Annotated in this window: 23 protein-coding genes; 11 read left to right on the forward strand and 12 right to left on the reverse strand. The window is 70.7% G+C overall.

What is annotated here, in order from left to right; all coding sequences use genetic code 11:
- On the reverse strand, nucleotides 1-407 hold a 407-nt coding region (locus ACLEQD_RS10730), incomplete at its 3' end, for a hypothetical protein (RefSeq protein WP_410383424.1).
- A 267-nt stretch (nucleotides 408-674) separates the two neighbouring features.
- Between ACLEQD_RS10730 and ACLEQD_RS10735 the strand changes: the two genes are divergently transcribed.
- Entirely contained in the window at nucleotides 675-947 is a 273-nt protein-coding gene (locus ACLEQD_RS10735; protein ID WP_410383425.1) for a type II toxin-antitoxin system RelE family toxin, read from the forward strand.
- On the opposite strand, the gene ACLEQD_RS10740 is transcribed toward ACLEQD_RS10735, so the two are convergent.
- The 8 genes from ACLEQD_RS10740 to ACLEQD_RS10775 form a co-directional block, all read right to left on the reverse strand.
- Complete coding sequence (locus ACLEQD_RS10740; RefSeq protein ID WP_410383426.1) at nucleotides 871-1221, reverse strand: type II toxin-antitoxin system Phd/YefM family antitoxin; 351 nt, start codon at nucleotides 1219-1221, stop codon at nucleotides 871-873. The two genes, ACLEQD_RS10735 and ACLEQD_RS10740, sit on opposite strands and share 77 nt — an antisense overlap.
- Before the next feature lie 82 nt (nucleotides 1222-1303).
- A complete protein-coding gene (locus tag ACLEQD_RS10745) occupies nucleotides 1304-2389 on the reverse strand; it encodes an aldo/keto reductase (RefSeq protein WP_410383427.1) in 1086 nt (361 codons plus the stop codon).
- Nucleotides 2390-2566: 177 nt separating this feature from the next.
- Nucleotides 2567-2902, reverse strand: coding sequence for an HPF/RaiA family ribosome-associated protein (locus tag ACLEQD_RS10750; RefSeq protein WP_410383428.1), 336 nt, complete (start codon nucleotides 2900-2902; stop codon nucleotides 2567-2569).
- A 157-nt stretch (nucleotides 2903-3059) separates the two neighbouring features.
- The gene (locus tag ACLEQD_RS10755) at nucleotides 3060-4466 is read right to left on the reverse strand and encodes a S41 family peptidase (protein ID WP_410383429.1); all 1407 of its coding nucleotides are present in this window, start codon (nucleotides 4464-4466) and stop codon (nucleotides 3060-3062) included.
- Nucleotides 4467-4565: 99 nt separating this feature from the next.
- Nucleotides 4566-5201, reverse strand: a complete 636-nt coding sequence (locus ACLEQD_RS10760) for a DUF1360 domain-containing protein (protein WP_410383430.1) — start codon at nucleotides 5199-5201, stop codon at nucleotides 4566-4568.
- A 101-nt stretch (nucleotides 5202-5302) separates the two neighbouring features.
- A complete protein-coding gene (locus ACLEQD_RS10765) occupies nucleotides 5303-6310 on the reverse strand; it encodes a zinc-dependent alcohol dehydrogenase family protein (protein ID WP_410383431.1) in 1008 nt (335 codons plus the stop codon).
- Nucleotides 6311-6362: 52 nt separating this feature from the next.
- Complete coding sequence (locus ACLEQD_RS10770) at nucleotides 6363-7205, reverse strand: GIN domain-containing protein (protein WP_410383432.1); 843 nt, start codon at nucleotides 7203-7205, stop codon at nucleotides 6363-6365.
- Between the two features lie 33 nt (nucleotides 7206-7238).
- Nucleotides 7239-8672, reverse strand: coding sequence for a hypothetical protein (locus tag ACLEQD_RS10775; RefSeq protein WP_410383443.1), 1434 nt, complete (start codon nucleotides 8670-8672; stop codon nucleotides 7239-7241).
- Nucleotides 8673-8820: 148 nt separating this feature from the next.
- Here ACLEQD_RS10775 and ACLEQD_RS10780 point away from each other — a divergent pair, with 148 nt between their 5' ends.
- Together ACLEQD_RS10780 and ACLEQD_RS10785 are read left to right on the forward strand one after the other, a co-directional pair.
- On the forward strand, nucleotides 8821-9138 hold the full coding sequence (locus ACLEQD_RS10780; RefSeq protein ID WP_410383444.1) for a hypothetical protein: 318 nt from the start codon (nucleotides 8821-8823) through the stop codon (nucleotides 9136-9138).
- Nucleotides 9039-9755, forward strand: a complete 717-nt coding sequence (locus tag ACLEQD_RS10785; RefSeq protein ID WP_410383441.1) for an aldo/keto reductase — start codon at nucleotides 9039-9041, stop codon at nucleotides 9753-9755. The genes ACLEQD_RS10780 and ACLEQD_RS10785 overlap by 100 nt, the downstream gene beginning before the upstream one ends.
- On the opposite strand, the gene ACLEQD_RS10790 is transcribed toward ACLEQD_RS10785, so the two are convergent.
- Nucleotides 9756-10250: a hypothetical protein gene (locus tag ACLEQD_RS10790; protein WP_171419320.1), complete on the reverse strand. Its 495-nt coding sequence runs from the start codon at nucleotides 10248-10250 to the stop codon at nucleotides 9756-9758.
- A 168-nt stretch (nucleotides 10251-10418) separates the two neighbouring features.
- On the opposite strand from ACLEQD_RS10790, the gene ACLEQD_RS10795 reads away from it, so the two are divergent.
- From ACLEQD_RS10795 to ACLEQD_RS10820, 6 genes are all read left to right on the forward strand, one after another.
- On the forward strand, nucleotides 10419-10940 hold the full coding sequence (locus tag ACLEQD_RS10795) for a pyridoxamine 5'-phosphate oxidase family protein (protein ID WP_338275623.1): 522 nt from the start codon (nucleotides 10419-10421) through the stop codon (nucleotides 10938-10940).
- 432 nt (nucleotides 10941-11372) lie between these two features.
- Nucleotides 11373-12707: an inositol-3-phosphate synthase gene (locus ACLEQD_RS10800; protein WP_410383433.1), complete on the forward strand. Its 1335-nt coding sequence runs from the start codon at nucleotides 11373-11375 to the stop codon at nucleotides 12705-12707.
- Nucleotides 12685-13620 carry a phosphatase PAP2 family protein gene (locus ACLEQD_RS10805; RefSeq protein WP_410383434.1) on the forward strand — a complete coding sequence of 312 codons (936 nt, stop codon included), beginning with the start codon at nucleotides 12685-12687 and terminating at the stop codon, nucleotides 13618-13620. Before ACLEQD_RS10800 ends, ACLEQD_RS10805 begins: the two co-directional genes overlap by 23 nt.
- Entirely contained in the window at nucleotides 13613-14857 is a 1245-nt protein-coding gene (locus tag ACLEQD_RS10810) for a GtrA family protein (RefSeq protein WP_410383435.1), read from the forward strand. Before ACLEQD_RS10805 ends, ACLEQD_RS10810 begins: the two co-directional genes overlap by 8 nt.
- Nucleotides 14847-15842, forward strand: a complete 996-nt coding sequence (locus ACLEQD_RS10815; protein ID WP_410383436.1) for a hypothetical protein — start codon at nucleotides 14847-14849, stop codon at nucleotides 15840-15842. The genes ACLEQD_RS10810 and ACLEQD_RS10815 overlap by 11 nt, the downstream gene beginning before the upstream one ends.
- 18 nt (nucleotides 15843-15860) lie before the next feature.
- Entirely contained in the window at nucleotides 15861-16442 is a 582-nt protein-coding gene (locus ACLEQD_RS10820) for a fused DSP-PTPase phosphatase/NAD kinase-like protein (RefSeq protein WP_410383437.1), read from the forward strand.
- Between the two features lie 41 nt (nucleotides 16443-16483).
- Here the strand turns inward: ACLEQD_RS10820 and ACLEQD_RS10825 are convergent, their stop codons facing one another.
- Nucleotides 16484-17128, reverse strand: a complete 645-nt coding sequence (locus tag ACLEQD_RS10825) for a sterol desaturase family protein (protein WP_410383438.1) — start codon at nucleotides 17126-17128, stop codon at nucleotides 16484-16486.
- 196 nt (nucleotides 17129-17324) lie between these two features.
- Nucleotides 17325-19808, reverse strand: coding sequence for an efflux RND transporter permease subunit (locus tag ACLEQD_RS10830; RefSeq protein WP_410383439.1), 2484 nt, complete (start codon nucleotides 19806-19808; stop codon nucleotides 17325-17327).
- Nucleotides 19809-20294: 486 nt separating this feature from the next.
- Between ACLEQD_RS10830 and ACLEQD_RS10835 the strand changes: the two genes are divergently transcribed.
- The gene (locus tag ACLEQD_RS10835) at nucleotides 20295-22781 is read left to right on the forward strand and encodes an efflux RND transporter permease subunit (protein WP_410383442.1); all 2487 of its coding nucleotides are present in this window, start codon (nucleotides 20295-20297) and stop codon (nucleotides 22779-22781) included.
- Between the two features lie 46 nt (nucleotides 22782-22827).
- Nucleotides 22828-23076: a hypothetical protein gene (locus ACLEQD_RS10840; protein WP_410383440.1), complete on the forward strand. Its 249-nt coding sequence runs from the start codon at nucleotides 22828-22830 to the stop codon at nucleotides 23074-23076.
- The last annotated feature ends 15 nt before the right edge of the window (nucleotides 23077-23091 follow it).

The following is a 23091-nucleotide window of genomic DNA, read 5'->3' on the forward strand; positions in this document are numbered from 1 at the left end:
CCGGGCGTGGCCCAGGCGGGCGGCGGCGCCGCGGGGTCCCACGCCGTCACGGCGCCGCAGGAGGGCTCCTGCGAAGCGCTGGACGGGGACTCCTCCGCGCGCAGCCACTCCGGGATGACGAACCGGGCGGCCTCGGCGGACAGCGTGAGCTCGGGCTCCGCGTTGTCGTTGGACGGAGGCGGCAGCGACTGCATCCAGGACTCTTCCGTGGAGGCCAGGTCGAGCAGCGTGCGCAGCGGACCGGTCGCGAAGGACTCCGGCACGGTGTCGTCGTCTTCGGAAGGAGCGGTGAGCGCGCGCTCCAGGCACGCATCCAGCTCGGCATCGAAGGTCTCGGGGTCGCGGGAGAAGTCCGAACCGCCCACCTGCGCCCGCGACGACACATCACCCGTCAGTAGCTTGCTCACGCCACCCTCCCCGCCGCCCATACCGCGCCAGACCGCCCGACCACCTGACTGACTGCCAGGGGGCCGATGTTAGGAACGACCCCCGTCCGCGCCACCGCGAGCGTCCAGCCGTGAACGCTCCAGCGGTCATCTGCCCGCGAACGAGGCCCGAAACGTACGGCCCCGCACTCCACACTGTACGCCGGTGTGCCGACAGGGTTCGGGTTTCCACTGCCAACCCGTCATGTCAGGAGGGGGAGGTAGACCCTTGGGGCCCACCGGCCCCGCATGAGCACGAAGCCCACCGCCACCTATACGGTCGAGTTCCTCCAGAGCGCCGCGAAGCAGCTCGCCGCGGTGGATCCGGTCCATCAGCGCCGCATCGCGAAGCGGATCGACGCCCTGGCCATGGAGCCCCGGCCCGTGGGTGCGGAGAAGCTCAAGGGGAGCGACTACCTGCGGATCCGCATTGGCGACTACCGCGTCATCTACCAGGTCGAGGACGGCCGGCTCGTGGTGTTGATCGTCGAGCTGGGCCACCGGCGGGAGATCTACCGCTAGCCGGCTTCTTCGCCTTCTTCGCGAGCCCCAGCTCCGCCTTCACCTGCTTCCACGAGACGCGCGGCTGTCCCTCGGCCTCCCGCCGCGCGGCATCCGCCTTCTGGATGTCCCGCCGGTCCTCCAGCGCCTCCAGCGCCTGGAGATCCTCGAAGGGAATCACCGCGACCAGCCTCTTGCCGTGCCGGGTCAGGACGAGCCGCTCCTTGCCGTAGGCCGCGCGGTTGAGCAGCTCCGCCAGGTCGTCACGGGCTTCGGTGATGCTGACTTCCATCATGGCCGTTCCTCAAGAAACGTACGTTCCGTACATATCATACGGACCGCACCGACACGGCGCTCCCCGGCCCGGCATCCAGGCCTCAGTACCGCTTCGCGCCCGCCCTGGGCATCAGGTTGCTGGGCGGGGCCTGGACTCCGTTCACGCGCAGGCCCGCGTGCATGAAGGACGGCGCTCCCTGGAGGAAGGCCGCCGGGAAGTTGAGCGTGGGCTGGGATTCGTCATCCAGCGCCTTCACCTGCTCCGGCGTGAGCTTCACGTCCAGCGCGCCCAGGTTGTTGTCCAGCTGCTCCAGCGTGCGCGCGCCCAGGATGGTGGACGCCACGCCCGGCCGGCCCCGCACCCAGGCCAGTGACACGCGCGCCACCGTGCTGTTCTGCTCCTTCGCCACGCGCTGGAGCACGTCGATGAGCCGGTACGTCTTCTCGTTGAGCGACGACTCCGCCCACGCGCCCCGGTCCGCCTTCTGCCTGCCCGCGTTCTCCCGCGTGTACTTGCCGCTCAACACCCCGCTGCGCAGCGGCGACCACGGCGTCACGCCCAGCCCCAGCTCCCGCGCCATCGGGATGAGCTCGCCCTCCACCGTGCGCTCCAGCAGCGAGTACTCAATCTGCAACGCCACCAGCGGCGCCCAGCCCCGGAAGTACGCCGTCACCTGCGCCTGCGCCACCTTCCACGCGGGCGTGTCGGAGAAGCCCACGTAGCGGACCTTGCCGGAGCGCACCAGGTCGTCCAGCGCCCGCATCGTCTCCTCGATGGGCGTGTTCGCGTCCCAGGCGTGCATCCAGTACAGGTCGAGGTAGTCCGTCTGGAGCCGGCGCAGCGACTCCTCGCACGCCGCCACCACCGACTTGCGGCCCGCGCCGCCGCCGTTCGGATCCTTCTCGAAGAGGTTGCCGAAGAACTTCGTGGCAATCACCACCCGGTTGCGCTTGGCCGGGTCCCTCCCCAGGTGGTCCCCGATGATCTTCTCCGAGTGCCCGAACGTGTACACGTTCGCCGTGTCGATGAAGTTGCCACCCCGCTCGATGTAGCGGTCCAGGATGGCGTTGGACGTGTCCACGCTGCTGCCCCAGCCCAGGTCCTCGCCGAACGTCATGGTTCCCAGACAGAAGGGGCTGACGCGCAGGCCTGAGCGGCCCAGGGTGACGTAATGGTCGAGCGACATGGACTTGGATTCCCCCGCGATGGAGTTGGCACGGCCAGCCAGAGCGCGCGGAGCCAATCCCAGACGCCGCTCCCGCGCCAACCGCCCTTCCCCCGGACGTCCAACTCCAGACACGCTCCCGCGCCCATCCGCCCTCTTGCGGACATCCGCGCGCGGCAGCGGCCCGCTGACGGAAGCTCAGCGGTGGTGCGCGTGCTGGCGTTCCGCGTGGTGTTGCAGCTGGCGCCGCGCGGCCTCGAAGGCGTCGGTGACGGCCTGGTAGGCATCCGCGTGGGTCGTGGGCTCCGCCGGCTCCCGGTCCGCGATGATGTCCCTGCCCGGCACGTGCAGCTCCACGCGGACGTGGAAGTGATGCCCCTGCGCGTGGTGGCGGTGCGGCTCCTCCACCACCACGTTGCAGCCGGTGATGCCGTCGAAGAACTGCTCCAGCTTCTCCGCCTGGTCGCGGATGTGCTCGTTGAGGGTGTCGCTCGTCTCCATGCCCCGGTAGGTGATTCGCAGTGCGCGCTTCATCGTCAGCCTCGGGTAGGGCTCCGTGCTCTGGAGCCGGTGTGGATTCAAGACATTGCATGGACCCTGCCAACCGCCGGAGCCCACGGGAACTCCTATAACGGCCCCACCGTGGCGGGGCACGATGGGACACGCGCCCCGGGGCATGGGGCACGTTGAATCACGGCAGCTTGCGCAGGCGGGGCAGCAGCTCCGTCACCGGCCGCCCCAGCGCCTCCGCATCCAGGTACACCTGCACCGCGTGTCCCACGCCCTCCACGGGTTCGGCGAAATAATTGCGCTTGGTGGGCACCACCCACGCGAAACCCGTGCGCGGCAGGACGAAGCTGGGGGCGTTGCCGTAGGTGAGGAAGCCTCCTGTCCGCTCGCCCACCATCGGCGCGCCGGTCGCCTGGTGCAGGGCGTAGGCTCCGCTCTCTCCCGACGACGCGGAGTCCCGGTCCACCAGCACCACGATGCGCCCGGTGAAGGGCTTCTTCGCGTGGCCTTCCACTCGGCCGCTGTCGAACACGGGGCGCGAGGGCTCCGGCGTCACGGGCCACTTCGCGCGCAGCGCTTCGCGCTCCGCCTTCGCCTCCGGCGTGTCCAGCCGGCCATCCATCGCCTGCCGCTGCACGCGCGAGTTCCACTCGAAGCACGGATAGAAGGCGCCGTGCATCCACACCTCGCCGGAGGCGAACCACGGCCCGCGCACCATCGCGTCCAGCCACTCGTACACGTAGCCGTCGTTGCCGCCGCTGTTGCCTCGCAGGTCGAACACCAGCAGCTTGTGCTTGCGGTGCCTCGGCGCGTCCGCGACGAACTGGCGCAGCCCGGCCTCCGCTTCCGGCGGGCCGGAGAAGCGGCGAATGGTGATGATGCCCACGTCGCCCTTCGGCTCGTACGTGTAGACGTCCTTCGGCGCGAACTGCCGGACCGGACGCGGAGGCCGGACCGTGAGCGGCAGCGACGTGTCGCCGCACCGGAGCGTCCGCGTGTCACCGCCGCCTCGCGCGGACACGGTGAGCCGCTGTCCCCGGGTGCCATCCGCCTTCAGCACCGGCGCCACCCGCAGCGTGTCCGCCTGCGCGCCCGTCACGGTGCTCGCGTCGCAGGACGCCGGCGCGAGCCCCGGAGGCGCGTCGGCCTGGTACTCGCGGAAGGCGAGCCGTGGCTCCTCGCGCAGCAGGCTCAGGAGGCCGGACGGCCCGAAGTGGTTGTCCGTCAGCGCCTCGCGGATGGCGAGGGTCGGCGCGAGCACGCCGTCCTGGAACGACACGGTGGGCCCGGACGCGGCCACCTTCGCGCTCCAGTCCTGGAAGAAGCGATCCGGATCAAAGCTGCGGTGCGCCAGCAGCTCCGGCCAGCCGGAGTACGTGGTGCGCAGGAGCTGGTGCAGGAAGCGCACGTCCTCCGCCAGCGCGGCGCTGTCCATGGGCGTGTCGGGCGTGGGCTTCGGGCCGCGGAAGGCCTGGTGCAGCACGGGGCTCTCCGGGTCGTAGCAATACGCCGCGCCCGTGATCCGCGAGTCCAGGTAGGGGGAGGGGGCCGCCGTCAGCAGGCCGCCCATGAGCAGGAAGAGATGCATGCCTCCCAGCCTACGACGCGGCCCCTCGCGCCATTGCCTCGCGAGCGTCTCAGCGACTCGCGGTGAAGCGGCCTCGCGCGAGGAAGACGTTCAGCGCCGTCAGCTCGGAGACGGGATGGGCGCGCGGCCGGGCTCCACGACCTGCGGCCCCCGGCCGGGCAGCTGCACCTGGTCGTCCGCGTCGGCCTCGCGCTGCTGACGCTTCGCCAGCATCTGCGCCTGCGAGCGGGTGCGGTGCAGGCTCTCACCCAGCCATTCATAGGCCCGGTGCAGGTAGAAGGACGCGCCGCTCAGGGCGAAGATGGAGGCCACGAACCGCGTCTGCCGCGGACGCAGCGTGGCGGAGATGAGGAAGGTCGCGGCCACCCAGGGGCTCAGGCAGAAGGGGCAGTCCAGCAGCTCGCCCACCACATGACGGAGCCCCGTGCCCCGGGCCTTCTCGCGCACCTCGCCCGCGCTGGCGTCGCCCTTGAATTGCGTGAACGGGGCGCGCACCACCGCCGTGACCTTGTCCGCCGCCACCACCCGCGTGACGACGTGCGTGGCGGCGCCGAGCAGCGCGAGGTCGGGGCCGCTGAACCGCTCGGGGAGGCTCCGCCCCGACGCCCCCATCCAGCCCAGGAAGCCCAGCACGGTGGTGCTGAAGGTCCCCAGCAGGATGGCGTACGAGCCCAGCGGATGGGTCTTCTCCGGGTCATAGCCTTCGTACGGCCCTGTCTCCTGAAGCGCTTTCATGGGGTGCACAACCTCCGTGCCGCGAAGCTGTGCATTCCCCCGGCCCCAAGCATCCGGGCGGGCAGGGGCGCGGGCACTCGCTCCAGCGCGGCCCCGCGGCCCTACCCGGCCGCCGTCAGGTCCAGGACCGCGGCCCCGCGCACGCGCCCTTCGCGCAGGGCCTGGAGCGCCTCGTTCGCCAGGGACAGGGGGAACAGCTGGACCTCCGTGCGCACGGGCACGCGCGGCGCGAGCGCCAGGAAGTCCATCGCGTCCTGGCGCGTGAGGTTCGCCACCGAGCGCACCACGCGCTCCTCCCACAGCAAGGCATAGGGGAAGGACGGGATGTCACTCATGTGGATGCCGCCGCACACCACCACCCCGCCCTTGTCCACGGCCCTCAGCGCGGCGGGCACCAGCGCGCCCACGGGGGCGAAGAGGATGGCCGCGTCCAGCGGCTCCGGGGGCAGTGTGTCCGAGCCCCCCGCCCACACCGCGCCCAGCTCGCGCGCGAACGCCTGGCCCTTCGCGTCGCCCTCGCGCGTGAAGGCATACACGCGGCGCCCCTGGTGCCGGGCCACCTGGACGAGGATGTGCGCGGCGGCGCCAAAGCCATACAGCCCCAGCCGGCCGCCCTCCCCCGCCATGCGCAGGCTGCGGAAGCCAATGAGCCCCGCGCACATCAGCGGCGCGGCCTCCACGTCGCGGAACGACGGCGGCAGCGGGAAGCAGAAGCGCGCATCCGCGACGGTGTACTCCGCGAAGCCGCCATCCAGGTCGTAGCCGGTGAAGCGCGCCGTGTCGCAGAGGTTCTCCCGGCCGAAGCGGCAGAAGCGGCACTGCCCGCAGCTCCACCCCAGCCACGGCACGCCCACGCGCAGCCCGGGAGCGAAGCCCTCCACCCGCGCGCCCACCCCCACCACCGTGGCCACGATTTCGTGGCCCGGCACCAGCGGCAGCTTCGGGCGCGTCAGCTCTCCGTCCACCACGTGCAGGTCCGTGCGGCACACCGCGCAGGCGTGCACCTTCAGGAGCACCTGCTCCGGCCCGGGCTCCGGGATGGGCCGGTGCTCCAGCCGCAGGCGCTCTCCGGGTGCGTCGAGCACCATCGCTCGCATGGTTGCTGCCATGGCCCGCCTGCCTCCCCACCCGTGCCGTCCACGGGTGTCGAAGACAAGCTAGTCAGTGCCAGTTGACGCGACCGCTGCCGCTGACGCGCACCTGGGTGGACAGCGCGTGGCCGTACAGGTCCACGTTCCCTGACGAGTCGAGCGTGATGACCGCGCCGCCCCCATCCACGTACGCGGCCATGGTCCCCGAGCCCCGCGACGTGAGGTTCACGTCCACGGCCCGGAGGCCCGGGGCCCCGACGCCACCGCTGCCGTCCAGCCAGGCATCGAGCCGGTTGGTGACTCCCGTGAGCGTCATGAACCCGGAGCCATCCACGCGAGCGCGCACCTGCTTCGCCGGCCCCGCCCACTTCAGGTCCCCGGAGCCGGTCTGCGACAGGTCCACCCACTCCGCCAGGCCCTCGCCCGCCGCGCACAGCTCCATGTTCCCGGAGCCGCTGAGCTTCGCCTCCAGGGTGTGCACCCCGCCGCAGAAGCTCAGCGAGCCGGAGCCCTTCGCCACCAGCTTCACGTCCTCCTTCACGTGCTCGAAGCCCTCCACGCGCAGGGAGCCGGAGCCGTCCTGCGTCGCGCCCACCATGCGCGGCACCAGAATCTCCACCCGCGCCGGGCCGTGGGGCTCGAACGAGCCGTCCGTCTCGATGACGAGCGTGTCGCCCGGGGACACGAAGGTGCGCACGCGGTGCTGGAGGTTCTCATCCAGCGTGACCTTCACGTCCGGCGCGTCGCCCTCGCGCACCACCACCTCCAGCGAGCCCCGGTTCTCCACGGTGAGGAAGTCCGTCACCGCGCGCGCCTCCGTGACGGTGTGGCCGTCGCCCTGAAGCTCCTCGGTGAAGTAGCAGCCGGACATCAGGCCCGCGCCGAGCACGGCCATCCCCAAACGGTTCCACATGGTTCCCTCCCTGACTTCGAATCGAATGCCGCGTTAGAGCTGCACGCCCAGCAGGACGCCCGGCCACACGCGCACGGTGGTGCGGCCTCCGTCGGAGACGCTGCGCCACTCCGGCCCGATGCCCAGCTCTTCCCAGCGGTCGCCATGGTCCCAGGTCACGAGCGTGTTGCCGGTGACGCCGCCGATGAGCGCGAACCGCTTCGCCACCTGCCAGCCCGCCACCAGCCGCAACTGTCCCAGCACGTTCAGGCCGTCGCCATCGCGGAAGAGGTTGTCGGCGTGGACGCTGCTGCCAATGACGTCCAGGTCGAAGAACAATGGCCCCGCAGGGATGTGCGCGCCGAAGCCCGCGCCCCCCACGTAGCGGCGGCGGTGCGTGTCCGTGCCCGGGTTGAAGCCCAGCGTCAGCAGCGTGTGGAAGTGCCGGCCGCCGAACTTCACCGCGATGTTGGTGTAAGCGACGTCGCTCGCCCACAGCTGCACGTTGGCCTGCCCGTTGCCAATGAAGCTGAGCAGGCCCACGGCCTCGCCCTGGGACTCGCGCGCCACGTTGATCAACCCGAGCTGGAGGCCGTCCGCCTTCCCCGCGATGTTGACGAGCCCCACCTGCGCGCCGGACACGTCCCCGCCGATGTTGAGCAGCGACAGCTGCGCGCCCTCCATCCGGCCCGCGTAGTTGAGCCCCGAGGACGCCTGGAGGCCCGACAGCGACGGGGCGATGTTGGCGCCCGCCGCCGCCTGGACGCCCTTGAACGGCGCCGTCGCGATGTTCGCGCCCACCGCGACTGGCCGCCACGCGCCGGAGCCCGCGATGTTCGCGCCCACGGACGAACTGGCCGCCGGACAGCGCGCCGCCCGCCACGTTGCCGGCCCACGGCGAACTGCCCCGCCGCCGCCGTGCCCTTCACCACGTTGAGGCCCACCGCGGACTGGATGCCCTCCACGGTCGCCCGTCACGACCGTTGCCGCCCACGGAGAACTGCGCGCCGGACGCGGGGCCGCGCACCACGTTGGCCCGAGCGCGAGCTGCGCGCCGGACAGCTCCCCCACCCAGTTCGCGCCCAGCGACAGCGCCAGGCCGTCCACCCGCTTCGCATGCGTGCCGAGCGCACCGAGCGCGAACGTGGTCACCACCCGCTCCGTGGCCGTGCCCGCGGTGCTCACGTGCGGCATGGCCATCAGCACCGCCGGGACGTGGAGCTCCTCCGTGTCCGAGCGCTGCTGGGCCACGGCGGCGGCCTTCACCGGTTCGCCCCCCGTCGCGGCCTCCACCAGGGGCGCGGGGGACAGCGCGGGGACAGGGACCGCGACGACAGGGGCGGACTGATCAGCGGCGACCTCCGGGGACGGTGCTTCCTGGACGGAAGCAGGACGCTGATCCGGGGCCTCCGTCCGCTCCTCGGCTCCGGCCGCTCCCGCCGCCACCGCGACCATCACCCCGACACACACCGCGACCTTGCGCTTCATCGCCTGGACCTTCCTCAAAAAGGATTCGAACGGGCGTCGTCGCCCCTCGCGGCGAAGGGAACACCGGACCCCTCCAGAACTGTCACCTGCCCGTCTTCGCCCCCCGCGAACCCCGGTGTCCGGCCCTCCCCGCCGCTACGCTTCCCCCATGCGCCCTCCCCATGCTCCTCCCTCCCGCCGCGAGGTCCTGGTGGCGGGCATCGGCGCCGCGCTCGCGCCGTCCCTCTCCGCCCTCGCCCAGGCGCCCACCCCAGGTCCCCGCATGCTCACCCGCCCCATCCCCAGCTCCGGCGAAGCCCTGCCCGTCATCGGCATGGGCACCTGGCAGACCTTCGACGTCGGCGCGCCGCGAACGAACGCGCGCCCCTGGCCCAGGTCCTCCAGAAGTTCTTCGCCTCGGGCGCGCGGCTCATCGACTCCTCGCCCATGTACGGCCGCTCAGAAGCCGTCGTGGGCGACCTGCTGAAGCAGTCCGGCCAGGAGCAGACCCCGTTCCTCGCCACCAAGGTCTGGACGCGCGGCAAGGCGGAGGGCGCGGCGCAGATTCAGGCCTCCATCCAGAAGATGGGGCACGGCCGCATGGACCTGATGCAGGTGCACAACCTGCTGGACGTGGACGTGCACCTGCCCGTGCTGCGCGAGCTGAAGGCCGCGAAGAAGCTCCGCTACGTGGGCGTCACCCACTACCTGCGCGGCGCCTTCGACGACCTGGAGAAGCACATCAAGGGCAGCAAGCTGGACTTCGTGCAGCTGCCCTACTCGCTCGCGATGCGCGACGCGGAGGCGCGCCTCCTGCCCGCGGCGAAGGAGCACGGCGTCGCGGTCCTGGTCATGGAGCCCTTCGACAAGGGCAACCTCTTCCGCAAGATGAAGGGCAAGCCCCTGCCGGACTGGGCCGCGGAGTTCGACTGCGCCAGCTGGGCCCAGTTCTTCCTCAAGTTCATCCTGGGCCACCCCGCCGTGAACTGCCCCATCCCCGCCACGTCCGACCCCGCCCACCTGGAGGACAACGTGAGGGCGGGCTTCGGGCGGCTGCCGGACGACAAGCTCCGCGCGCGGATGGTGAAGCTGTTCGAGTCGTGACTAGAGGTCGGGCGACGGCGTGTAGCGCAGCTCCCCGCCCGGCTCCAGCACCAGCCCGGTGCCGGGCTCGCCGGCCTCGTCGTCGCGCCCCACCTCCAGCACGCCCTCCTCCGCGTCCCACTGGCCCAGGTAGTACTCGCCGCCCGCGGCCATGCACGCGCGCCCCTCCGACACCACCGTCTCCACCACTTCCTTCTTGTCGCTGGTGAGCCGGTAGAGCGTCCACGTCTTGCCGTCCTCGCGGAAGCCCTTCACCAGGTCCGCCAGCTCCTCGTCGCGCGGGGTGCCGCCGGCGGTCTCCTCGCGCTTCCACTGGCGCGGCTCCTTCGCCGGCTGCGTCTGGTGCCACGCCCGCGCCAGCTCCAGCAGCTTCTGCTGGGCCGCGTCCTGGAGCGCGTGCATCGCGTCCGGCAGCTCGATCTCCTCCAGTGCCAGCAGCGCCGTCTCCAGCTGCAGCGCCTTCAGGCTCCACTCGTTCCACGCGGTCTTCAGCATCCGTGTCGCTCCCCGGGCGTCACGCCTCGTTCCCAAGGGAGAAACAAGCGAGCCGGCCCGGCACGCCCCCTATCACACGCCCGGCTGCCCTGGTGCCGACCCGCCCGCACGGACGGTGTTCCCTGGACGGCCGCTGCCTACCTTCAACCCCCAAGGGGAGGCGAGCACATGACGACGACGACGAAGACGCCGCAGGACGTGGTGGAGCACCTGGGCAAGCTCATCCACGGCATCAAGGTCGCGATGATGACGACGGTGGACACCGACGGCAGCCTGCGCAGCCGGCCGATGTGGACCTACGACAAGGACTTCGACGGCGAGCTGTGGTTCTTCACCAACGACCACACCCACAAGGTGGACGAGGTGCAGAAGGACCACCACGTCAGCCTCGCCTACTCCGACCCCACCCGGGACCGGTACGTGTCCGTCAGCGGCCGCTGCGCGCTGATCCGCGACAAGGCCAAGGCGAAGGAGCTGTGGAACCCGTCCCTCAAGGCCTGGTTCCCCCAGGGGCTGGATGATCCGAACCTCGCCCTGCTGCGCGTCTCCGTCGAGAAGGCCGAGTACTGGGACACGCCCAACAGCAAGATGGTCCAGCTGGTCGGGTTCGTGAAAGCCGTCCTCACCGGCGAGAAGTACCACCCGGGCGACAACCAGAAGCTCGACCGCGGCGCCCCCCGCCACAACTGACCGGGGACCCGGACAGGGCCGCCGGAAACCCGGCGGCTCCCACGCTCTCAAAGCCTGACACGTGTGTCAGGGGGTGTGTGAAAGCAGGACGGCCTCAGACCTGACGCACCTTGGCCCACCCGGCGAGCGCCCCCGAGGGAGCCCGCCGTGGTGGGTGAGACTTTTGTCTCGCGGTTGCTGTTTCTCTGACAGCGCCGTTCGTCCTGGCTTGTAACCCAGCCCCGGCCCGAGTCATGCAGCCGGGCCCCGCCGTGGTACGAGCCGGACACCGTCCACACATCACGTTGAAGTGACCGACGGTTTAGAGTATCAACCATCCGCTTTCGAGATTTTCCACCTTCCGTCCGGCAGCCTGCCGGCGCCGGATGGACGGACTCGGAGACGCTCATTACGGGCGGAGCGAATTTCCCGCCTTTCGAAGGAATCAGGACGATGGAGAACAAGAAGAAGGTCGCGAAGCCCGAGGGCAAGCTGGCGGTGCTCATCCCGGGCCTGGGCGCTGTTTCCACCACGCTGATGGCGGGTGTGGAGCTGGCGCGGCAGGGCAAGGGCGCCCCCATCGGCTCGCTCACGCAGATGGGCACGGCCCGTCTGGGCAAGCGCACCGACGGCCGCACCGTGAAGCTCAATGAGCTGGTGCCGCTGGCCACGCTGGAGGACGTCGTCTTCGGCGCGTGGGACATCATCAGCGAGGACGCCTACCAGGTGGCCGTGCGCTCGGGCGTGCTGAACGACAAGCACCTGGAGCTGGTGAAGCCCTTCCTCCAGGGCATCAAGCCGAAGCAGGGCGTGCACGACCCCGAGTTCGTGCGGCGCATCGCGGCCAACCACATCAAGGCCACGAAGACGCACCGCGAGAGCATCGAGGCCATCCGCCAGGACATCCGGGACTTCAAGAAGGAGCTCAACGCCAAGCGCGCCGTGATGGTGGTGTGCAGCAGCGTGGAGACCTTCCGCCCGCTGCCGGAGGCCTTCCAGTCGCTGGCCAACTTCGAGAAGGCGCTGGACAGCAACAGCCCGGACGTGAACCCGACGGCGCTGTACACCTACGCCGCCATCAAGGAAGGCGTGCCGTTCGCCAACGCGACGCCGAACGCCAGCGTGGACACGCCCGCGCTGCAGGAGCTGGCGAAGCAGGAGGGCGCCCCCATCGCGGGCCGCGACCTCAAGAGCGGCCAGACGATGATGAAGACCGTCATCGCGCCCGCGCTCAAGGCGCGCATGCTGGGCCTGGAGGGGTGGTTCTCCACCAACATCCTGGGCAACCGCGACGGCGAGGTGCTGGATGATCCGCAGGCCTTCAAGGCCAAGGAAGTGACCAAGTCGAGCGTGCTCGACACCATCCTGCAGCCGGACCTGTACCCGGAGCTGTACAACAAGTACTCGCACAAGGTGTCGATCCACTACTACCCGCCCCGCGGCGACGCGAAGGAGGGCTGGGACAACATCGACATCACCGGGTGGCTGGGCTACCCGATGCAGATCAAGGTCAACTTCCTCTGCCGCGACTCCATCCTGGCGGCGCCGCTGGTGCTGGACATCGCGCTGTTCCTGGACCTGGCCAAGCGGCTGGAGTGGCGCGGCATCCAGGAGTGGATGTCCTTCTACTTCAAGAGCCCCATGGCGCACCCCGGCCTGCCGGTGGAGCACGACCTGTTCATCCAGCTGACCAAGCTGAAGAACACGCTGCGCGTCGTCGCGGGCGAAGAGCCCATCACCCACCTGGGGCTGGACTACTACGGGGATGACCTCCCGCTCTCCCGATAAGAACGCCTCCGCGTTCAAGTGGCTCGTCACCGTCCTGGCGACGGGCCACTTCGCGTTGGTGGTTTCCACCGGAAGGGTCCGGTGGGAGCACGTCGCGGCGGACCTGCTGCTGGTGGTGCTGGCCTGGGCCGGCGCCGGCCCGCGGCGGTTCCTCCGCGGCGCGTTCCCGCTGTGGCTCACCGGCATGATCCTGGACAGCCAGGCGCTGTGGCTGGGGGTGCGCGGCACCATCCACACCGGCGACCTGTGGAACCTGGAGAAGCTGCTGTTCCCCGCCCCGGGCGGCACGCACTGGCCCGAGTGGTGGTCGCGTCACCCGAACACGTTCCTGGACCTGCTGTGCGGCTTCGCCTACGCGGCCTACATCTACGAGGTCTTCCTCGTGGCGCTCTGGTTCTTCTTCAAGAAGGACGCGCGGTTCGAACAGCTCTGCTGGGCCTTCTTCGTGGTGAACGCCATTGGCGTCGTCGTCTACGTCCTCTACCCCGCGGCGCCCCCCTGGTACGTCCTGAAGTACGGGCCGGGGCTCGCGAACCTGGCGGCGCCGCCCAGTCCGGCGGGCACCGCGCGCTTCGACGCCTTCTTCGGCATCCACTACTTCGCGAACTTCTACTCCCGCAACCCCAACGTCTTCGGGGCCATGCCGTCGCTGCACGCGGCCTACCCGCTGATGATGGTGCTCGTCCTCTGGCACAAGGGCCCCGCGTGGCGGGTGGGCACCAGCCTGTTCGCGGTGCTCGTCGCCTTTTCCGCCGTGTACCTCACGCACCACTACGTCCTCGACGTGCTCGCGGGAGTCGCCGCGGCGGTCGTGGCCTTCGTCGTCGTGAGGGCTGTCTTCGCAAGACGGGCCCTGGAAGCGCCAGGAATGGCGCCAGTGACCCTGCCGTCTGGAGGAAACACCCGTGCATGACAACGTCCTGGCCTTGCTGAGTGGAGACCTGTCCCCCTCGGCGCGCATCTGGACCGCCCTGGCGCCCGCGCTCCTGGCGATCGCCTACTTCCTCGTGGGGCTGGTGCTCTTCTGCATCCGCTGCGCCATCAAGGGCATCCCGAGGGACGCGGAGACGCTGACGCGAGGCAAGTCGGTGCTGGTGGGCTTCTTCCTGCGCCACTACTTCTTCTGGGTCATCCAGCCGCTGTGGCGGGTGCTGCTGCGCTCGGGGCTGCCGGCCAACGCGCTGTCCATGCTGTCGGGCCTCTTGGGCGTGTCGTCCGGCGTGGCGGTGGCGGCGGGCCGCTTCGCGCTGGGCGGCTGGCTGTTCCTGCTGGCGGGCGTGCTGGACGTGATGGACGGCCGCGTGGCGCGCACCCGCAAGGAGGCCAACCCCGCGGGCGCGGCGCTGGACTCCGTGCTGGACCGCTACGTGGACTCCGCGATGCTGATGGGCCTGGCCTGGTACTACCGGGACACCTGGGTGCTGCTGCCCGCGCTGGGGGCGCTGCTGGGCTCCTCGCTGGTGCCGTACGTGCGCGCCAAGGGCGAGGGCCTGGGCGTGAGCGTGCGCGACGGCGCGATGCAGCGGCTGGAGCGGGTGCTGTTCCTGGGCGTGGGCACGGCGCTGTCGCCCATCCTGGAGGCGCTGTTCTGGCCGGAGCAGAAGCACCCCATGCACTGGCTGGCGGTGGCGGGGCTCGTCTTCGTGGCCATCCTGAGCAACGTCACGGCGGTGTCGCGCTTCCGCACGCTGGTGCGGGCGCTGACGCCGAAGAAGCCGGCGCAGCCGCGCTCGGGCGTGGCGCTGTTCGGCTTCAACGCGGCGGCGGGCGCCATCGCCACGGCGGTGGACTTCGTCGCGGTGCTGGGCATGGTGGAGTGGGGGGGCATCTCCCCGGTGTGGGCCACGGTGGCCGGCTGCGTGCTGGGCGGCGTGGTGAACTACTCCATCAACCGGGTCATCACCTTCCGCAGCAACGGGGCGGTGGCGCCGCAGCTGGCGCGCTACACGCTGGTGAGCTCCACCAGCGCGCTGCTCAACGCGGGCGGCGTGGCGCTGCTCACGCTGCACCCGCAGCTGGCGTACACGCTGGGCTGGTGGGTGGTGCGCGGGGTGGTCTACTTCGCGTGGAACCTGCCGCTGCAGCGCGACTACGTCTTCAACGACAACTCCGCGGACGAGCTCCTGGAGCAGCGGCCCCATGCGGCGTGAGGCGCGCGCCCGCGGCTTGAGGGCCCTGCTGGTGGGGGCCCTGCTTTCGCTTCCGGGGGTGGCGGCGGCGGGCGGCATGCTGGGGTTGTCCTACAGCTCCAGCGACCGGTACGGAGAGAGCTTCACCTTCGTGGCGGACACGGACGACGGCACCTACGTGACGGTGAACCTGACGGTGACGAACATCGGCCCGGGGTCGCGCACGGGCATCTGCCGCGCCACGGTGCTGCAGCCGGGCAAGCCCGTCTGGTCGCCGCAGAAGCGCATGGGGGCCAGTGACTGGGGCTACGACCCGGCCCTGGACATGCTGACCCTGGGCGAGTGCTCCGCCCGGGCCACGGACACGGGCCTGACGGTGGAGGCGCCCCTGGACAACGGCCGGGTGAAGCTGGAGTACGCGCGCAAGCCCGAGCCGTGGTCGCCGGAGGGCTCCGTGGTGGAGAACGGCAAGGACCGCTACCGCCACGAGGTGCTGGTGGCCGGCAGCCCCGTGAAGGTGATGCTGCGCGTGCCCCTGCGGGAGGCGGTGACGCTGAAGGGCGGCGGGTACGTGGACCACTCGCGCAGCACGGTGGCGCCGGCGAAGCTGGCGAAGCGCTGGGTGCGCTTCCGCGCGCTCAAGGGCCCGCCGTACGCGGTGGTGCTGGGGCGTGAAGGGCAGGAAGGCGACTACGCGCCCGTGTACGTCTGGGAGGACAAGGGGGACGCGAAGCTCCTGGAGTCCTTCACGCTCACGCAGACGGGTGAGAAGGCGAAGAGCACGTGGCGGGCGGAGTTCACCGACCGCGACGGCAAGCCGGCGCTGACGTTGCGCGGCACCTCCCTCCTCCAGCGCAGCGCGCCGGTGGAGGCGCTGGGAGTGCTGGGCGGGCTGGTGCGGCCGGTGGTGGGCTCGCCGGTGACGTACCTGCTGCGCGGCGTGATGGAGCGTCCGGGCAAGGCGCCGGTGGAAGGGTTGATGGAAGTGTCGATGGAAGGCGAGTAGCCGGCAGGGGTCTTCAGCGTGAGCGAGTCGTTGCTGCGGTCGGTGCATCACGTCCCGGGCGTCCGGGGGTTCGTGCGCAAGCAGGTGCTGCGGGTGGTGGCGCGCGGGGTGGAGTGGACCACCAAGCTCCCCGGCAAGCGGGCCCTCAACGTGTCCCAGGTGAACCCGTGGCTGCACGTGGGCGGCAGCGTGTCCCGCGCGCGCTACGGCGAGCTGAAGGACCGGGGCATCACCTGCGTCATCGACCTGCGCGCGGAGCGCTGCGACGACCGCGAGGCGCTGGCGGCGCTGGGCATCGAGTTCCTGAGCCTGCCGGTGACGGACCGCTATCCGCCGTCGGTGGAGCAGCTGTCGCAAGGGGTGCGCTGGGCGCTGCCCCGGCTGGACGCGGGCGGCGTGCTGTACGCGCACTGCGAGCACGGCGTGGGCCGCGGGCCGCTGATGGGGCTGGCGGTGATGGTGGCCCGGGGCTGGGACGCGCCGGAGGCGTACCGGGCCGTGCGCCACGCGCGCTGGCAGGCGACGCTGAACGACCGGCAGCTGCGGGGACTCGCGGACTTCGTGGCCGCGTGGACGGGCGTGCCGGAGCAGGCCGCGTAGGCAAGCGGAGGGCCGCCCTCACGGGCCGTCCACGCTGCGCCTCAAGCCTTCATGCCGGAGCGGTCCTGCGTGCGGGAGTCCTCGCGGGGCGCGTCCTTCCCGGAGCCCCTGGGGGCCCGGCCGCCGCTGCCCATCAGCGTGTCCATCCACCTGTTGCTGATGGCGAAGTTGCGGTCCGGCGTCGCGAAGTGGTGCGCCATGTGGTGCGCGCGCAGCGCCCTGCCCCAGGCCGTGCGCGGCGTGCGGTGGTGCGTGGCCCAATGGAGGGTGTCGTAGGCCACGTAGCCCCAGACGATGCCCACGAAGTACGGAAGCGTCTGCGCCGGGTGGCCCACCCACCACAGCAGCCCGCCGATGAGGGAGGACAGCGGGACGGTGACGATGAGCGGCATCACCAGGCGCTGGGCGTCGTCCGGGTACTTGTGGTGGTAGCCGTGCGCGATTTCATGCACCCGCCGGGTGAGCGGGCCTTTGCCCTCCCAGTGGAAGAAGAACCGGTGGGTGCAGTACTCCATGACCACCCACGTCAGCAGGCCCAGCGGCACGAAGAGCCCGCTCATCCCCACCGTCGTCCGTCCCCGGTACAGGCCCCACCCGAGCAGGCCCACCGTGAGCGGGACGTAGAGGAGGACCGGCACCGCGGGGTGCAGCTTGGAAGCCGCCTCCATGAAGGCGTTCTCGAACATCCGGCCAGCTTGATGCCTGAAGTATGGGCGCCCCATACCGGGTGAAGATTGGGCCGGGGCCCCCCGGGCGCCCATGCCCGTTCGTCCCTCCGCAGTGTCGCCTTCCGGGGCACCCCCGGCCCCTCCGGGCGCAATGAAAAAGGCCCCGGCGTGCCGTGCCGGGGCCTCCTTGTCCGCACGGCTTCGCGGTCGCGCGTCAGCTCTCCGCGGGGCGCCGGGCCTCGTCGTCGTCGGGCGTGGGCGTCGCGGCGCCGTGCTTGTTGCGCCAGCGGTCCACCAGCAGCAGGAGCGCCGGGAAGCCCACCAGGACGATGACCATGTTCACCGCGAAGCCCAGGTTGGCCAGGTCACCAATGGAGTTGAGGCCCGGGTGCTTGGCGAACACCAGCGCCAGGAAGCCGATGGCGCTGGTAAGCAGGCCGCCCGTGATGGCCCGGCCCGTCTCCGCGTACACGGTGGTGAAGTCCGCGCCCGGTTCACCCAGGCGCTCAATCAGGTGCACGCCCGCGTCCACCGTCGTCCCGATGAGCACCGGGATGACCACGATGTTCAGGTAGTTGAACTGCAGGCCCATGAGGGCCATCAGGCCCACCAGCGCCGCGATGGAGAGCAGCGTGGGCAGCATGCAGATGAAGGCGTTGCGCAGGCTGCCCAGCGTCAGCCACATGGCCAGGAAGACGCTGACCACCGCGGCCACCAGGATGCGCGGCCCCTCGGAGGCCACCATGTCCAGGATGTCCGCCAGGATGAGCGCCTCGCCCGCCGCGGACACCTGGCTGCCGTCCGGCATCTGGAGGTTGCGCACCTCCTTGGTGAAGCGCCGCGTGCCCACGCCGTCCGACAGGCTCACGTTCGCGTAGACCAGCACCACGCCGCCCTTCTGGCCGGCCGCCGGCTCGAACTGGCGGCGCAGGCCCACCGGCAGGTCTTCGCGCGTGAAGGGCTTCGCGGCCGTCATCTTCACCGCGCGCAGCAGGTCGTCGCGCTGGGCCTTCTCCACGCGCGACGGGTCGATGCGCTGGAGCTTCTGGTGGATGGACTGGAGCAGCGCGTGCTTCTCCTCCTGGTGCTGGGGCACCAGGTCCTCCAGCGCGCCCACGAAGTCGATGGTGGAGTCCTTGCCGTACTTCGCCTTGCGCGCCTGGAGCTGGTTCACGACCTCGCGCTCCATGGCCTCCGTGTCCGTCAGCACCACCACCGGCGTCGCCGAATAGCCCAGGATGTGGTCGATGCGCCGGTCCAGCCGCACGCTCGGCAGCGACACGTCATCCAGCTTCGTGGAGTCGTAGTTGAACGTCACCCGGTACACCTGGCTGATGAGCGCCACCAGCGCCACGCCGATGACCAGCACCACCGCGCGGTAGCGGCGCGGCAGGAAGCGCGCCAGCATCGCCATGGGCCCCGACTGCGACTGGTGCTGGCGCGGCACCCAGCCCCAGCGCGACACCAGCCCCAGCAGCGCCGGCAGGATGAGCAGGTAGGACGCCACGCTCACCAGCATGCCCACCGCCGCGATGACGCCGAACTCGTGGAACGCCCTGAACTCCGACAGCGACAGGCTCAGGAACGTGAGCGCCGCCACCAGCGCGGAGATGAGCGCGGAGAAGCCCGTGTGCTTGAACGTCTCCCGCACCGCCTCCTCCGACGTCAGGCCCTCCGAGCGCAGCGTCCCCCACCGCCCCAGCAGGTGGATGCCGTGCTCCACGCCCAGGCCGCCCAGCACCGCCGCGAGGAAGCCCGTCAGGAGGTTCACCTGCCCGTACGCCACGCCCACGAAGCCGTAGGTCCACGCGAGGCCCGCGACCACCGGCACCATGGTGAGGCCCACGGACAGCCCGCTGCGGAAGTGGAAGACGAGGTAGGCCAGGAGCAGCACCAGCGCCAGCGTGGACGCGCGCGCCAGGTCCCCGGTGATGACCGCCTGCTGGTCGATCTTCTTCTTGAACGTGCCGGTGAGCTCCGTGTGGAAGCCGGGGCCGTACTTCGACAGGTCCTGCTTCGCCAGGTAGTCCTCCACCTGGGCGATGACCGTCTTGGAGTAGCCCAGGTCCGCGGACGAGCCCCGGGCCTTGAGCAGCATCACCACCATGCGCTCCTGCGGATCCAGGTAGTACAGGCCCCCCTGCCCCGCGAGCCGCATGTTCGCGCCGCCGGTGTACTTCTTCTCGATGTCGCTGAAGTCCAGCGACGGGGGCGGCTCTTCCTCCAGCCGCACGAAGAGCGGGTTGGCCTGCTCCTTCTCCCACGCGAAGCGCGCGTCGATGCGCTCCTGGATGGTCTTCAGGTCCGGCAGGTCCACGTAGTAGAGGCCGTGCTCGTCGAAGAACTGGCTGGGCCGCTGCGCGTTGACGAAGCGGATCTCCGACAGCGTCGCCAGCTTCGGCGCCATGTCGTCCACGAACTGCTTGAGCTGCTCGGGCTCCGCGCCGATGCCGGCCACCACCACGTTGCCCATGCCGCCGAAGCGCGTGCGCAGCTTCTCCAGGTCCTGCACGGACTGGAACGACTTGGGCAGCAGGTTCGCCAGGTCCGCGTTGAGGCGCAGGTCTCGCGCGAAGAAGGTGCCCAGGCACGTCAGCACCAGCGTCACGAACAACGCCACCCAGGGCCGCTGGTGGCTACGGGCCGCCAGGGAGCCCATCGCAGCCTCGAACCGTCCGGACCACCGCGTCTCACTCATGGATGTGATTTCCTGCTGAAAGCCCCCGCCGTGACGGCCGGGGCAACCTTGAGCCCGGACGAACCGGGCCGTTTACGCGTATATGCCCCGGACCCCCGTGCGTCCAGGCATCGCCCCAGGGCCTCCAACGGCCGCATGCCTGGCCCGGGGAACCAACGGGGCATGAACAAACCGCGCCATGTATGTCGCCCCAGCGCGCGACACGCCAGCGGATCCACTTGCCCGGGAATGTTGAGGCATTTTGCCCCACCGCCTCCCGGGCCATGGGGAGCGGGCGGGCCGTCCACTCGCGCCGTCGTGCCGGAGGTCCGCGGCATGGTCAGCTTTTGCTTCGACACGGCCCCTGCCAGGAAGCAGGGCAGGCGCCGCGTGGAGGGGATGCCGCCGCGTGCCCCCGGTCCGGCTGGCGCCGGCTCCCGGAAGCGCGGGCGCCCACGCTCGATGGCCTCGAACCCGTCTTCTTCATCATCAGCGGGGCACGGGTGGATGCACCGGGTGGAGCGCACGATGGGTGCGCTGGCCGCGCACAACCACCGCCGCCCCTTCATCGCGCTCGTCTGCGCGCTCCTGCTGTCCGCCGTGGGCCTGCTGTCCGCCCGCCACCTGACGCTCAACGCGAACCTGGTGGCCCTGCTGCCCGACTCCTTCGAAAGCGTGCAGGCCATCCACAGCCTGGAGGAGCGCTTCGGCGCGCAGGGGTGGGTGGTGGTGGTGGGCGAGGACGCGGACCCGGCGCAGCTCCAGCGGTTCGCGCAGGACCTGGCGCCGAAGCTGGAGGCGCTGCCGGGCATCCGCTACGTGGAGATCACCCGCCCCAGCCGCTTCTTCCAGAGCCATGCGCTCTACTTCCTGTCGCCAGAAGACTTGAAGGAGGTGGAGCGCCGCATCGACGCGCGGCTCACCTGGGAGCGGCAGCACGCCAACCCGCTCTTCGTATCGCTGGACGACGCACCGGCCCCGTCGCTGGACTTCAGCGACATCCAGAAGAAGTACGGCGGCGCCGCGGTCACGCGCCTGTCCAGCCACCCCAGTGACTACTACCTGGATCCCGCCGCGCGCCGCGTGGTGGTGCTGGCCAAGCCGGAGACGTCGTCCGCGGACCTCACCTTCTCCCGGAACATCGTCGGCGAGGTGCAGGGCGTGCTGAAGCAGCAGGACCTGTCGAAGTACGGCCCCGGCTTCCACACGAAAATCACCGGCTCGTTCCAGAAGAAGATGGATCAGCAGTCGCAGATCACCCGCGACGTGGCGGTGTCCTCGACGGTGGCCACGGTGCTGGTGCTGCTCTACCTGCTGCTGCACTTCCGCGGCGTCATCGCGGTGGGGCTGGTGCTGGCGCCGGTGGGCGCGGGCCTCGCGTGGACGTACGGCCTGGTGGGCGTGGCGTACGGGCAGGTGAACCTGCTGACGGCCTTCCTGGGCGCCATCCTGGGCGGCCTGGGCGTGGAGCACGGCATCCACCTGCTGGGCCGGTACCTCGCGCTGCGCGGAGAGGGGAGGTCCTCCCTGGAGGCCACGCGCGAGGCGTTCACGCACACGGGGGGCGCGGCGCTGGTGTCCGCGCTGGTGGCGGCGCTCACCTTCTTCGTGCTGGGCACGTCCCGCCTGCGGGCGTTCCGCGAGTTCGGCGTCATCGCGGGCCTGGGCATGCTGGTGCTCGTCCTGGCGTACGTGCTGGTGCTGCCGGCGCTGCTGGGGCTGGTGTCGCGCTGGGGCTGGAAGCCGCGAGCGGCCTCCACGGAGACGACGGAGGCCCCGCTGGGCAACCTCCTCACCCACCGGCGCGGGCTGCTCACCGTCGTGTCCGCGCTCATCGTGGCGGGCCTGCTCACGCAGCTGCCGCGCCTGCGGTTCGACTACGACATCTCCTCGTTGCAGGACCAGCGCCTGGACTCGTTCGTGCTGGACCGCGCGGTCAACCAGCTCATCGGCTATTCGCAGGTCCCGCTGGTGGTGCTCACGAACTCCCGCGAGGAGGAGGCGGCGGTCGTCCGGGAGCTCCAGGCGCGCAAGCAGCAGCGGGGCGCCAGCTCCACGGTGGACTTCGTCGCGGCGCTCGCGAACCTGGTGCCGGAGCGGCAGCAGGAGAAGCAGGCCCTCCTGAAGGACATCGGGAAGCTGTTGAAGAACGTGCCCGAAAGCCAGCTCACCCCCGCGCAGCGCAAGCAGCTGGCGGAGCTGCGCGTGCAGGTGGAGGCGCGGCCCTTCACGGTGGCGGACCTGCCTCCCAGCGTGCGCCAGCAGTTCGAGGGACGCGGCGGCCCGGGCACCGGCTTCGTGCTGGTGTATCCGTCCGCGGACCAGTCCGACGGCCAGGCCATGCGCCGGATGGCGAAGGAGGTGCGCGGGGTGACGCTGCCGGATGGCCGGACCGCGGTGGTGGCCGGCGAAGCGATGGTGCAGGCGGACATCGTGAACATGGTGTCGCACGAGGCGCCGTTCATCCTCCTGGGCTCCACGCTCACGGTGCTGGTGGCCATGTGGCTGACGCTGGGCTCGCTGCGCAGCGCGCTCCTGTGCCTGATGCCCACGGCGGTGTCGCTGTTCGCGGTGCTGGGGCTGATGCCGCTGCTGCACATGGAGTTCAACTACCTCAACATCCTGGTCATCCCGGTGCTCATCGGGACGACGGTGGACGCGGGCGTGCACCTCATCACGCGGCTCGCGTCGCCGGGCAGCGACTTCGTGCGGGTGTATTCGGAGACGGGCAAGGCCATCTGCGGCGGCCTGCTCACGAGCGCGGTGGGCTTCGGCGCGCTGCTGCTCGCGGACCACCCGGGCCTCAACTCGATTGGGGCGCTGGCGAACGTGGGGTTCGGGATGAACCTGCTCATCATGCTGGTGGCCTTCCCCGCGCTGCTGCTGGTGCTCTCCGAGCGCAAGCGGCGCCACCGTGCGGTTCCCTCGGGTCCCCGGGGTGAGCAACTCATGGGAGACGGCCAGGGTCCTCACCGGCCCACGCCCACCCATTAGGCCGAGGCGTCGCACGCCCGGCCGCGCACGCGCAAGGAGCGGCACGATGTCTCAGCAATGGATCTGGATGAGCCTGGCGGCGGGCACCCTGGCGCTGGGCTCCGCGAACGCCCAGGTGGATCCGAACTCCGCGGCCGCCATCACCACGAGCCAGCCGAACCCGGGGGCGCCGGCGGGCACGCCCGCCACCGCGTCCGCGGGCAGCCCCATCGGCAACCCGTACACGGAGCCGCTGGGCGACCCACCGGCGCGGCCAACCCGGCATGGCGCAGCGGCACGAGCACGGGCGCGGTGATTCCGCAGTCCTACA

Origin of the sequence: Corallococcus sp. 4LFB, assembly GCF_046520365.1 — a bacterium.
GTDB lineage: Bacteria > Myxococcota > Myxococcia > Myxococcales > Myxococcaceae > Corallococcus > Corallococcus caeni.

Bases quoted from the DNA above. Each gene is read 5' to 3' on its own strand.
- ACLEQD_RS10840 (WP_410383440.1), top strand. From the start codon at position 22,828: ATGTCTCAGCAATGGATCTGGATGAGCCTGGCGGCGGGCACCCTGGCG.
- ACLEQD_RS10800 (WP_410383433.1), top strand. From the start codon at position 11,373: ATGGAGAACAAGAAGAAGGTCGCGAAGCCCGAGGGCAAGCTGGCGGTG.
- ACLEQD_RS10780 (WP_410383444.1), top strand. From the start codon at position 8,821: ATGCGCCCTCCCCATGCTCCTCCCTCCCGCCGCGAGGTCCTGGTGGCG.
- ACLEQD_RS10835 (WP_410383442.1), top strand. From the start codon at position 20,295: ATGCACCGGGTGGAGCGCACGATGGGTGCGCTGGCCGCGCACAACCAC.
- ACLEQD_RS10735 (WP_410383425.1), top strand. From the start codon at position 675: ATGAGCACGAAGCCCACCGCCACCTATACGGTCGAGTTCCTCCAGAGC.
- ACLEQD_RS10740 (WP_410383426.1), bottom strand. From the start codon at position 1,221: ATGATGGAAGTCAGCATCACCGAAGCCCGTGACGACCTGGCGGAGCTG.
- ACLEQD_RS10755 (WP_410383429.1), bottom strand. From the start codon at position 4,466: ATGCATCTCTTCCTGCTCATGGGCGGCCTGCTGACGGCGGCCCCCTCC.
- ACLEQD_RS10790 (WP_171419320.1), bottom strand. From the start codon at position 10,250: ATGCTGAAGACCGCGTGGAACGAGTGGAGCCTGAAGGCGCTGCAGCTG.
- ACLEQD_RS10765 (WP_410383431.1), bottom strand. From the start codon at position 6,310: ATGGCAGCAACCATGCGAGCGATGGTGCTCGACGCACCCGGAGAGCGC.
- ACLEQD_RS10760 (WP_410383430.1), bottom strand. From the start codon at position 5,201: ATGAAAGCGCTTCAGGAGACAGGGCCGTACGAAGGCTATGACCCGGAG.
- ACLEQD_RS10750 (WP_410383428.1), bottom strand. From the start codon at position 2,902: ATGAAGCGCGCACTGCGAATCACCTACCGGGGCATGGAGACGAGCGAC.
- ACLEQD_RS10745 (WP_410383427.1), bottom strand. From the start codon at position 2,389: ATGTCGCTCGACCATTACGTCACCCTGGGCCGCTCAGGCCTGCGCGTC.
- ACLEQD_RS10830 (WP_410383439.1), bottom strand. From the start codon at position 19,808: ATGAGTGAGACGCGGTGGTCCGGACGGTTCGAGGCTGCGATGGGCTCC.
- ACLEQD_RS10825 (WP_410383438.1), bottom strand. From the start codon at position 17,128: ATGTTCGAGAACGCCTTCATGGAGGCGGCTTCCAAGCTGCACCCCGCG.
- ACLEQD_RS10805 (WP_410383434.1), top strand. From the start codon at position 12,685: ATGACCTCCCGCTCTCCCGATAAGAACGCCTCCGCGTTCAAGTGGCTC.
- ACLEQD_RS10770 (WP_410383432.1), bottom strand. From the start codon at position 7,205: ATGTGGAACCGTTTGGGGATGGCCGTGCTCGGCGCGGGCCTGATGTCC.
- ACLEQD_RS10775 (WP_410383443.1), bottom strand. From the start codon at position 8,672: ATGAAGCGCAAGGTCGCGGTGTGTGTCGGGGTGATGGTCGCGGTGGCG.
- ACLEQD_RS10795 (WP_338275623.1), top strand. From the start codon at position 10,419: ATGACGACGACGACGAAGACGCCGCAGGACGTGGTGGAGCACCTGGGC.
- ACLEQD_RS10815 (WP_410383436.1), top strand. From the start codon at position 14,847: ATGCGGCGTGAGGCGCGCGCCCGCGGCTTGAGGGCCCTGCTGGTGGGG.